General features: G+C 73.7%; 8 protein-coding genes. 4 read left to right on the forward strand and 4 right to left on the reverse strand.

Going from position 1 to position 10235, the window contains the following annotated elements; genetic code table 11:
* Positions 1-41 precede the first annotated feature (41 nt).
* On the reverse strand, positions 42-2336 hold the full coding sequence (locus ABZ808_RS13680; protein WP_357005175.1) for an ATP-binding domain-containing protein: 2295 nt from the start codon (positions 2334-2336) through the stop codon (positions 42-44).
* 185 nt (positions 2337-2521) lie between these two features.
* Positions 2522-3658 (reverse strand): sigma-E factor regulatory protein RseB domain-containing protein, encoded by a 1137-nt coding sequence (locus ABZ808_RS13685; RefSeq protein WP_357005178.1) that lies wholly within the window; start codon positions 3656-3658, stop codon positions 2522-2524.
* Positions 3659-3747: 89 nt separating this feature from the next.
* On the opposite strand from ABZ808_RS13685, the gene ABZ808_RS13690 reads away from it, so the two are divergent.
* Both ABZ808_RS13690 and ABZ808_RS13695 read left to right on the forward strand, forming a co-directional pair.
* Positions 3748-4404 carry a response regulator transcription factor gene (locus ABZ808_RS13690; RefSeq protein ID WP_357005181.1) on the forward strand — a complete coding sequence of 219 codons (657 nt, stop codon included), beginning with the start codon at positions 3748-3750 and terminating at the stop codon, positions 4402-4404.
* Positions 4405-4478: 74 nt separating this feature from the next.
* Positions 4479-5966, forward strand: coding sequence for an ATP-binding protein (locus ABZ808_RS13695; protein ID WP_357006756.1), 1488 nt, complete (start codon positions 4479-4481; stop codon positions 5964-5966).
* Positions 5967-6291: 325 nt separating this feature from the next.
* On the opposite strand, the gene ABZ808_RS13700 is transcribed toward ABZ808_RS13695, so the two are convergent.
* Both ABZ808_RS13700 and ABZ808_RS13705 read right to left on the reverse strand, forming a co-directional pair.
* Positions 6292-8139 carry a tetratricopeptide repeat protein gene (locus tag ABZ808_RS13700; RefSeq protein WP_357005184.1) on the reverse strand — a complete coding sequence of 616 codons (1848 nt, stop codon included), beginning with the start codon at positions 8137-8139 and terminating at the stop codon, positions 6292-6294.
* A 57-nt stretch (positions 8140-8196) separates the two neighbouring features.
* Positions 8197-8658: a MarR family transcriptional regulator gene (locus tag ABZ808_RS13705; RefSeq protein WP_357005188.1), complete on the reverse strand. Its 462-nt coding sequence runs from the start codon at positions 8656-8658 to the stop codon at positions 8197-8199.
* A gap of 49 nt (positions 8659-8707) precedes the next feature.
* Here ABZ808_RS13705 and ABZ808_RS13710 point away from each other — a divergent pair, with 49 nt between their 5' ends.
* Positions 8708-9229, forward strand: coding sequence for a VOC family protein (locus ABZ808_RS13710; protein ID WP_357005191.1), 522 nt, complete (start codon positions 8708-8710; stop codon positions 9227-9229).
* A gap of 24 nt (positions 9230-9253) precedes the next feature.
* Entirely contained in the window at positions 9254-10144 is an 891-nt protein-coding gene (locus ABZ808_RS13715; protein ID WP_357005194.1) for a hypothetical protein, read from the forward strand.
* Positions 10145-10235: the final 91 nt, after the last annotated feature.

Below are 10235 nucleotides of genomic sequence, written 5' to 3' on the forward strand. Positions count from 1 at the left end.
CCGCCGACGATCGGCGGGGGCGGCGCGGGTGCGGGGCGCGGTCAGCTACCGGGGCGGAGGATGCCCAGGCGTTGGGTGGCACGGGTGAGCGCCACGTACAGGTCGCTGCGCCCGCGCGGCGACTCGGCCACCATCAGGTCCGGGTCGACCACCAGCACCGAGTCGAACTCCAGCCCCTTGGCCTGCGCGACGGTCAGCACCACCACCCGGCTCTCCAACTCCGGGTGCTCGCCCACGGCGGCCTCCGGCAGCGCGGCGGTCAGCGCGGCACCCAGCGTGTCCACCCGGCTGGCCGGCACGATCACGCCGAGTCGACCCTCGGCCAGGTCGGTGGCCTCGCGGGTGGCCGCCGCGACCAGCTCCACCGGCAGTTGCTCGTCGGCCACCGTCCGGTCCCACGGGGGTACGCCGCTCTCCCGCACCGAGCGCGGCGGCCGCAGCGCAGGGTCGATCTCGGCGAGCACGTCCGCGGCGACCGCCATGATCTCGGCCGGCGTGCGGTAGCTGACGGTCAGCTCGGTCAACCGCCACCGCTGCGCCACGTACGGGGCGAGAGCCTCGGCCCAGGACGGCGTGCCGGTGAGCGCCCCGGTCTGCGCCACGTCCCCGACGATCGTCATCGAACGGCTCGGGCAGCGGCGCATGAGCAGCCGCCAGGCCATCGGTGACAGCTCCTGTGCCTCGTCCACGATGACGTGGCCGAACGCCCACTTCCGGTCGGCGGCGGCGCGCTGCGCGGTGGTCAGGCGGTCGGCCTCCTCCTGCCGTTCCAGCAGCCGATCCGCGTCGATCAGGTCGGTCACGCCGAGGATCTCACCACCCTCGGCCTCGTCCTCGACGTCGATCGAGCGGGAACCCCGGGCGATCTCCAGCACGCCCTCGGCGTACTCCCGTTCCATCGTGCGGATGCGATCCCGCCGGGCGGCGGCGGCCCGCTCGTCCTCGCCGAGCAGTTCGGCGGCCTCGTCCAGCAGCGGCACGTCGGCCGGAGTCCAACCACCCGGCTCGCGGTGCAGCAGCGCCCGCTCGTCGTCGGTGAGCATCGGCGCGGCGGCGGCGATCCGATCAGGGTCGGCGTACAGGTCGGCGAGCAGGCGCTGCGGGGTGAGCACCGGCCAGAGTCGGTCCAGGGTGGCGCGGATCTCGGGCTCGTCGCGCAGCTCGCGGCGGATCTCGGCCCGGTCAGCCTCGTCGAGCAGGTTGTCCCCGCCCAGCGGGTCGGCGCCGATCCGCTCGGCCACCTGGTCGGCGAGGGCGTGCACGATCTCCACGTCGAAGAGCGCCCGCGCCAGGTTGTGCGGACGGTCGGCGCGGCGGACCCGGTCCCGCGCGGTGCGTACGGTCTCCGGGTCGAGGGTCAGCGCCTCCCGCTCCACCTCGATCTCCAACGGCTCGTCCGGCACCCACTGCCGGTCCCGCACCGCCAGCGCCAGCACCTCGGCCAGCTCCGCCCGGCCCTTGAGCGCGGCCGTCTCGGCCGTCTCGGTCCGCTGCGCACTCACCCCGGGAAAGAGATCACCCGGGGTACGCAGCAGCACGCCGGTCTCGGCCAGTGTCGGCAGAACCTGGGAGATGTAGCGCAGGAACGTCGCGTTCGGGCCGACCAGCAGCACGCCCCGGCTGGACAGCTCCCGGCGGTGTGTGTAGAGCAGGTACGCCGCCCGGTGCAGCGCGACCGCGGTCTTGCCGGTGCCCGGGCCGCCCTGGACCACCATCACCCCGGGCAGTTCCGCGCGGATGATCCGGTCCTGCTCGGCCTGGATGGTCTCCACGATGTCGCGCATCCGGCCGGTCCGGCCGGCGTTCAGCGCGGCGAGCAGCGACGCCTCGCCGGTCAACTCCTCGTGCGCGCCGGGGGAGGCGCTGTCGATGTCGAGCACCTCGTCGTTGAGCCCGGTCACCTTGCGCTGTCGGGTGCGCAGGTGCCGACGCCGTCGTACGCCCTGCGGGTTGGCGGCGGTCGCGAGGTAGAAGGGGCGGGCGGCGGGGGCCCGCCAGTCCATCAGCAGCGGGTCGTAGTCGCCGCTGGTGTCGAAGATTCCGATCCGGCCGATGTAGTGACGGGAATCGTCGTCGCCGTCGAGACGGCCGAAGCAGAGGCCATTCTCCACGGCCGAGAACTGCTCGACCTGGTCGGCGTACATCGCTACCGAGCTGTCGCGCTGGGAGCGGTCCTGCAGGGTGCCGCCGGTGCTGCGCAGCTCGTCGGTGAGCCGGTGGGCGGCCTGCTCACGCAGCCCGTCCAGCCGGTCGTAGAGCATGGAGACGTACTCCTGCTCGCGGCCGATCTCGTCGTCGAGCGGCAATTCACCGGTACCGCCGGAGTGCCTTGACAAGCCGTCTCCCTAGAGATTAGAATAATGCGCAAGAACGGCTTTTCAGCCGTTCTTTTTTGTGCCCTCGAATTGTTGAAGATAGCGCGTTCCGTCCGCTCTCACCAAGCCGGACGGGCCGGTGCGATCCACGCAACGAGGCGCCGGGCCGACCGTTGGGTCGACCCGGCGCGAGGGACACCGATATATCAGCCGCGCGCGACCTGGTAGAGCCGCTCCGGCGTGACCGCTCCGGCGAGCACCCGCCCGTCGTCGGTGAGCAGCACACTGACCAGCCTGCTGGTGAACAGCCGACCGCTGCCCCAGTCCCCACTGACTTCCGGCAGGCCGCCGAGCAGCGCCGACACGTCCACCTCCGGCGCGCCGGCAGGCTTGGCTGCCGACGACGCATCGGGCTTGGCGCCGATGCTCTTGCCCGCGGCATCGTCGAGGCGGGCGACCAGCACGGTGGTCCAGCCCGAGCCCTCGGCGCGTACCTGCGGGTCACCGGCCGGCGGCGCGTGGTCGGGGCGGCCGGCGGCCGGCCGCTCGGCGGTCTCCTCCGTGACGGTCACCCCGGGCGGCGGGTTGAAGGCGAACTGGTCGGCGTCGGGGCGCCGGTAGTCGACCTGGGTGAAGGCCACCTCGAACGCCGGCTGGTCGCTGCCCTTGGCGAGCACCTCGAAGCGCAGCGGCACGTGCTGCTTGGCGTCGATGGCGATCCGTAGCTGGTGCACCAGTGAGTCGCGGTCGCGCGGCTGGAGCACCAGCTCGTAGGCGGCCCGGCCGGCGACGGTGGCCGAACGGCCGACGCTGACCTCGGTGCTCGGGTCGATCGCGCCCAACGCCAGGTCGGCGGCCTGCTGCGGCGTCGCCGGCAGGCTCGGCCCGGCCTCGATGGCCGGCTTTCCGGCGGTCGCGGCGTCGCCCAGGGTGAGGTGGCGCGCGGTGTTGCCGCGGCTCTCCCAGGTCCACAGGTCGCGGCCGTTGCGGATCACGTCCCGTTCGCCGAGGGTGTCCAGCAGCGCGACCCGCTGCCGCTCCGGGCCGGAATACCAGACCCGCAGGGTGTGCGTACCGGTCAGCAGGGTGGTCAGGTCGTTGCCGGGGACCAGCCCGACCAGCGGCGGCAGGCCGAGGTCGGCGCGCTGCACGACCGTGCCGGACAGCCCTTCGAGTCGGGAGGTCTGCAGGTCGACCAGGAGTTGGGCGGCGGTACGTGGCGGCAGGCTCGGCTCGGCCTCGGCGGCGAACGTGCCGACGGCCGCGCCACCGCCGATGACGGCGACGACGGCGGTCGCCGGGACCAACCAGCGCAGGACGGGTCGGCTTCTCAGGACGGACATGGTGGGCACCTCCTGCGCACCATCCTGCCCGCTCACCCCTGTGAACGCGCTGAGGACGCCGGCATTGACCCAGGTGGCACCCTTGAGCCGTGCGATTGTTGGTGGTGGAGGACGAGGCCCGATTGGCGGCCGCCCTGCAACGGGGCCTGCAGGCGGAGGGGTTCGCGGTCGACGTGGCCGCGACCGGCCCGGCCGGGCTGGACGCCGCCCGGCACGGCGGGTACGACGCGATGATCCTCGACGTGATGCTGCCCGGGCTCTCCGGCTACGAACTGGTCCGTCGGCTGCGCGCCGAGCAGCACTGGCTGCCGGTGCTGATGCTCTCCGCCAAGGACGGCGAGTACGACCAGGCCGACGGTCTGGACTGCGGTGCCGACGACTACCTCACCAAGCCCTTCTCGTACGTGGTGCTGCTGGCTCGCCTGCGGGCGCTGCTGCGCCGGGGCGCGCCGGAACGCCCGGTGGTGCTGACGGTCGGTGACCTGCGACTGGATCCGGCCCAACGTCGGGTCACGCGCGCCGACGACGAGGTGACGTTGACCGCGCGGGAGTTCGCGCTGCTGGACTACCTGATGCGCCGGCCCGGTCAGGTGGTCTCCAAGATCGAGCTGCTGGACCACGTCTGGGACGCCAGCCTGGAGACGGCGCCGAACGTGGTCGAGGTGTACGTCGGCTACCTGCGCCGCAAGCTCGGCCGGGACCGGCTGGAGACCATCCGGGGCGCCGGCTACCGGCTGGCGACGTGACCCACACCGAGCAGCCGGGCGCTGGTCGGTTCTGGAACCTGCGGCTGCCGGCGCTGGGGCTGCGAGGGCGGCTCATGGCGCTCGGTGTGTTCGGCCTCGCAGTAGGGCTGGCCCTCGGCGGGGCGGTGCTGCTCGGCGCGCTCGGGTACGTGCTCCAGCGCACCGTCGACACCGAGGCGTTCCGGACCGCCGACGCGGTCGCCCTGCTCGCCGCCGAGGACGCGCTGCCCGATCCGCTGCCGGTGGCCGGTGGGCAGGTCCGGGTTCAGGTGATCGACGCGCAGGGGCGGATCCGGGCCGCCTCGATCGACGCGGACCGGCTGGTCCCGATGGTCCGCCCGGAGCGGTTGGACGCCGGCCACCGCCAGCGGTTGGAGGCGCCCGCCGAGCGGGTCGGTCTCGTCGGCCCGGTCCGGGTGGTCGCCGTACCCGCCGGCACCGCAGCCGATCCGCTCACCGTGCTGGTCGCCCGCTCGATGGCCGACGTCCGGCACAGCACGCACGTGGTGCGGACCATCCTGCTGGTGGCGTTCCCGCTGCTGCTGGCCGCGCTGGCGGCGGTGGCGTGGCGGGTGGTCGGCGCGACGCTGCGGCCGGTGGAGGCGCTCCGTCGAGGCGCCGAGGAGATCACCGGGCGGGCAGGTGCCGGCCGGCTGCCGGTTCCCGCCTCCGCCGACGAGATCCACCGTCTCGCGGTCACTCTCAACGGCATGCTGGACCGCCTGGAGACAGCCCGGGCGCGGCAGCGGGCATTCGTCTCCGACGCGGCGCACGAGTTGCGCAGCCCGCTGACGAACATCCGGACGGAGTTGGAGGTGGCCCAGCGACTCGCCGACCAGGCGGACTGGACTGCGGTGACTGCCAACCTGCTCGCCGACACCGAGCGGCTGAGCCGGCTGGTCGACGACCTGCTGCTGCTGGCCCGCCTGGACGAGACGCCGGTGGCCCGGGGGACCGGCCCGGTGGAGCTGGGCGCGCTGTTGACCGAGGTCGCCGCCCGGTACCCGTCGCCGCCGGTGCGGGTCGCGCCACCACCCGGCCCACTCTGGACGGCCGGGAACGTCGACGAGCTGCGCCGTGTGCTAGCCAACCTGGTCGACAACGCGGTCCGGCACGCGCACGGCAGCGTCCTGCTCGCGGCCGAGCCGAGCGCTGAGGCGGCGTACCACCTGGTGACGGTGACTGACGACGGCCCGGGGATTCCGGCGGCCGACCGGAGCCGGGTCTTCGACCGGTTCACCAGACTGGACGACGGGCGGGGCCGCGACGACGGCGGGGCCGGACTGGGCCTGGCCATCGTTCGGGAACTGGTCCGCCGCGCCGGCGGTGCCATCACCCTGACCAACGCCAACCCCAGCGCCAGCGCCACCGCCACCGCCAACCCCAGCGCCGCCGCCAAGGCCAGCGCCGCCGCCGACGGTCGTGGCGGTGCCGAAGGCAGTGCTGATGCGGATGTCGGTGTCGGTGGCCAGCCGGGGCTGCGGGTGTGTCTGCTGCTACCGGCGTTGCCGATCGAGGACGGCCAAGACCGACGCGTGACGGACCGTGACGAACGGCGGTAGCCCTCCGAGCTGTTCGGGGCCCTTTGCTCTGCACCTACCGACGCGCCACACACGGATAGTCACCACTGGTGGGCGGTGCCGCTGTGCGATGCCCAGGCGTTATCGCAGGTCAGGCTCGGTGGTGCGTGGAGATAAGCAGAGCAAAGGATGGCAGCAGGGTATGGACGGTCAGCAGGGCCTTGACGGCGCGTAACGGAGCGGCGCAGGCATGACGCTCACGCCGGGTGCCGCTGGTGCCGCTGGAGTGTTGACGGCGGCCCTCGGGCCGCCCTGGATGCGGCGTTGCGCGCGATTGCCGAGACGCTGGTGCCAGCTTGCGGAGGGGTCAGCGGCGGCGGGTGCAGACCTCGTCGGCGCTCGCCACGGAGTCGGTGGACCAGACCACGGCTACGGTGAAGCAGTAGTCGTTGGCGCGGTTCAACGCGTAGACGATGTAGTTGTCGGTGCCGGCCGGCAGCGTGGCGATCGCGGTCTTGTCCTGCCCGGACCGCCCGGCGGAGATGATCACCGGCCCCTCGCCACCGGTCGGGTACGTCCAGCGCAGGGCGATGTTGTCCCGGTTGTCGCGCAGGGTCACCGCGCCCGGCGGGGTGCCCGGCACGGCCACCGGCGGCGGCGTGCCGGTGGGCGCGGTGCCGGTGGGCGCTGCGGTGGTGCCCGGTGCGGCCGGACTGGTCGGGCCGGCGCTGGGGGAGCCGTTGTCGGGAGTGGGCTGCTGGTCGTCGCTGTCGCCGACCCGGGCTACTCCGGCGATCACCGCCGCCGCGCCCAGCAGCACCACGACCACGCCGGCCACCAGCACCGGCACGAGCCGGTTGCGCGGTGGCGTCGGCGCCCGGTGCACGGGCACCGGCAACAGGCGGGACGGCGTGTACGGCTCGACCGGCTGGTACGACTCCGACGGTGTGGACGGCTCGACGGGGGTGTACGGCTGGTATGGCTCGGACGGCTGGTACGGCTCGTCTGCGAGGTACCGCTCCGACGGATCTTCGGTCGGCGGGCTCGGGTGGTGCAGCCGGTAGACGCCCGAGGCCTCTTCGGTGCTGCCGGTGAAGCCGACCACGGACGGGGGTACCGGCGTGTCCGTCGAGTGGGGTGTGGGCTCGTCGGCCCGCTCGGGTGGCCAGCGGAGACCTGCCGCTCCGCCTGGTTCGTCGGCCGGGACGCGGGGATTCGGCACCGCCCCGCCGCCGGCCGTAGCTCCGTGGCTGGCCGTGAAACCGGGCCCGGACGTGAACCCGTGGCCGGCCGTGAACCCTGGGCTGGCCGTGAAACCGGGGCCGGACGTGAAACCGGGGCCGGCCGTGAGCCCTTGCTCGGCCGGGGTGTCATCGGGCTCGGCAGGGCCGGTCGGCTCCGGCTCGGCGGGCTGCGGCGGGGGCGCGGGTGAGTGGTGGCCGGAACCGGTCGGCCCGTCGTGCGGTGGGTTGCGGGCGGCCGGCACCAGCGGGGCGTCCCGGCCGACGGGCGCGTCGTCGGCGCAGACGTGATCGGGGTTGGCCGCGGCCCGGGCCAGGGCCGCGACCTGCAGGGCCAGCGGGTCGTCGGCGGGCAGGTGCTGCCGGGACAACTCGCGGGCCAGAGCCAGGTTGTCGTGCGCCTCGGCGAACTGCCCACAGTCGCGCTGCATCGCGCCGAGTCGGGCCAGCATCTTGATGCCGCTGGGGTGCCCGTCGCCGTACACCTCGCGGTGCAGTTCCCAGGCGTCCTGGAGCCGGTCGCGGGCGACGGTGCACTGGCCCCGGGCGTACTCGACGGTGGCCAGGTCGGCGTGCGCGGCGAGCACCCGCAGCGACTCCGGTCCGTCCTGTGCGGTCAGCTCGATGATGACTTCCTGGTAGAGCCGGGCGGCCCGGGAGCGGCTGCCGACCCGGTGCAGCACCGCGGCCAGGGTGGCCGCGGCGGAGACTGTGCGCGGGTCCGAGCGGCCGTGCAACCGGGTGGTGGCGGCGTACGTGAAGGCGGCCCACCCTCGGGCGGAGTGTGGCTCACCGAGGGCGACGAGCACCCGCGCCTGGAGGCTGGCCGCCTCGGCCAGTTCGGGGGTGGCGTTGGCGGGGCGGGGGTCGGCGTCGGTGAGCGCGTCGGCGAGCAGCCGTTGTGCGCCGGCGAGGTCGCCAGCGGACACGAGGTGGTGCGCCTGATCAGTCAGTTCGCCGAAGCCGGAGGGCACGCCCCATCGTGCTCATCCGACGACGGTAAGTACAAGACCCGCGCCGGTGTCGATCGGTCAGGATCTTGTCAGGTGCTCGGCCAGCGTTTCGCTGATCCGGCGCAACTGGTCGACCTGGGCCGGGCTCAGTGCGTCGAACAGGTGGCGGCGTACCCCCTCGACATGGCCGGGGGCGGCGGCGCTGAGGGTGGCGTAGCCGGCCTCGGTGAGCAGCGCGACCTGCCCGCGTCGGTCGGTGGGGCAGTCCTCGCGGCGCACCCAGCCGGCCGTCTCCAGTCGGGCCACCGCGTGCGAGAGCCGGCTGCGCGACGATCCGGTCACCTCGGCCAGGTCGCTCATCCGCAGCTGGCGTCCGGGCGCCTCGGAGAGCCGGACCAGGATCTCGTAGTACGCGTGCGGCATGCCCGCGTCGCGTTGCAGTTCGCGGTCGAGCGTGTCCATCAGCGCCCGGGAGGCGGTGAGGAACGCCCGCCAGGTGCGCTGCTCGTCGGGGTCCAACCAACGCGTCATGACCGGCATCATACCTCAGGTTGTTGAATGCTCAACTAAATCGCGGTAGCCTCGAGTCATGGGAATCCACCGGCTCAACCACGCGGTCCTCTACGTCAGTGACCTCGCCCGCAGCGTCGCGTTCTACCGCGACGTGCTGGGCTTCCGCCCGGTGGCGATGACCCCGGACGGCTTCCGGGGCGCCACCTTCCTCCAGGCCCCCGACTCCACCAACGACCACGACCTCGGCCTGTTCGAGATCGGCGCGGGCGCCGGGCAGTCGACGGCCGGCCGTGCCACCGTCGGGCTTTACCACCTGGCGTGGGAGGTGGACACCCTCGACGAGTTGGCCGCCACCGCCGAGCGGCTCGCCGCCGCCGGGGCGCTGGTCGGCACGTCCGATCACGGCACCACCAAGAGCCTCTACGGGCAGGACCCGGACGGGCTGGAGTTCGAGGTGGTCTGGCTGGTCCCGGCCGACCGGCTCGACGACGCCACACTGGCCGCCCGCAAGCGCATCGGCCGGCTCGACCTGGCGGCTGAGCGGCAGCGCTACGGCGGGCAGACGCGGGGCGGGGTGGGGATCTCCGTCCCAGCCTGACCGGCCATACGGTAGAACGGACCGATGCCGACCGACCGGACCACCGATTTCCTCCGCGAGCTGCTGGTCCGCCAGTTGACGACCTGGCTGCCAGCGGCCCTGCAACGTTCCCGGCGGGCCACCGTCGCGCTGGCCTGGACCGGCGCCGACGGCGGTGGCGCGGAGGCCGCGCTGCGGGTGGTCGCCGCGCACGCCGACCAGGTGCGCGGCCGGCGGGTGACGGTGCTGGTGCTGGCCGACGGCGCGTCCGATCTGCCGACCCGGCTCGGCCCGGTCGAGGCGGAGTTGCCCGCCGAGGTCGCTGTGCACCTACTGCCCGGCGCCCCGCAGCAACTGCCGGTCGCGGTGAAGGCCGCCGGGGCGGCGGGCTCACCCCTGTTCACCTTCCTGGACCTGCCCGACGCCGTGCCCCCGCCCCTGCTCACTGCTGCCGCCAACGGCCGCGCCGGCGAGGTGCTGCTGCACGCCGGCAACGGTGCCCGTGACGCTCTCGGCGCCGCCGGATTCCCGCTGGTCGCCGAGGTGACGCCGGTGTTCGGGGCTCACGGCGCGGGCGGCGTGATCGCGTTCGGCAGCCGCTCCGACCGGAGCCTGGAGGCGGTCCGTGACGCGCTCTGGGCGGTCGGCGCCGATCTCGGCGTGCGCTACCTCGACCCGGCCGACCCGCAGGCTGCCCCGGTCGACGTGGCCGGTGACCCCGACCCCGGGCCGCTGGCCGGCGAGCTGCTGGCCGAGCTGCGTCGCGGCGGGCCGCGACCCGTCACCGAGCTGCGCCGGCACGCCCTGACCGCGACCGTCTACCGGGCCGCCGACGCCAACCGGGCGCTGGCCCATCTGCTCGACGCCGGCGACGTGCGCCGTGACCGTGAATCCGGCCGGCTGGCCGGCGACGAGATGATCACGCTGGCCCGCTGAGAGCCACCCACGGACGCCGAGCGGGGTGCCGGTGTATAAACGGCCCCCCCCACGACACCCCGGTGGGTAAGACCCGGCCTTGTCGTGCGTA

Origin of the sequence: Micromonospora sp. NPDC047527 (genome assembly GCF_040643015.1) — a bacterium.
In the GTDB taxonomy this organism is placed as follows: Bacteria; Actinomycetota; Actinomycetes; order Mycobacteriales; family Micromonosporaceae; genus Micromonospora.

Bases quoted from the DNA above. Each gene is read 5' to 3' on its own strand.
- ABZ808_RS13685 (WP_357005178.1), bottom strand. From the start codon at position 3,658: ATGTCCGTCCTGAGAAGCCGACCCGTCCTGCGCTGGTTGGTCCCGGCG.
- ABZ808_RS13695 (WP_357006756.1), top strand. From the start codon at position 4,479: ATGGCGCTCGGTGTGTTCGGCCTCGCAGTAGGGCTGGCCCTCGGCGGG.
- ABZ808_RS13705 (WP_357005188.1), bottom strand. From the start codon at position 8,658: ATGCCGGTCATGACGCGTTGGTTGGACCCCGACGAGCAGCGCACCTGG.
- ABZ808_RS13710 (WP_357005191.1), top strand. From the start codon at position 8,708: ATGGGAATCCACCGGCTCAACCACGCGGTCCTCTACGTCAGTGACCTC.
- ABZ808_RS13715 (WP_357005194.1), top strand. From the start codon at position 9,254: ATGCCGACCGACCGGACCACCGATTTCCTCCGCGAGCTGCTGGTCCGC.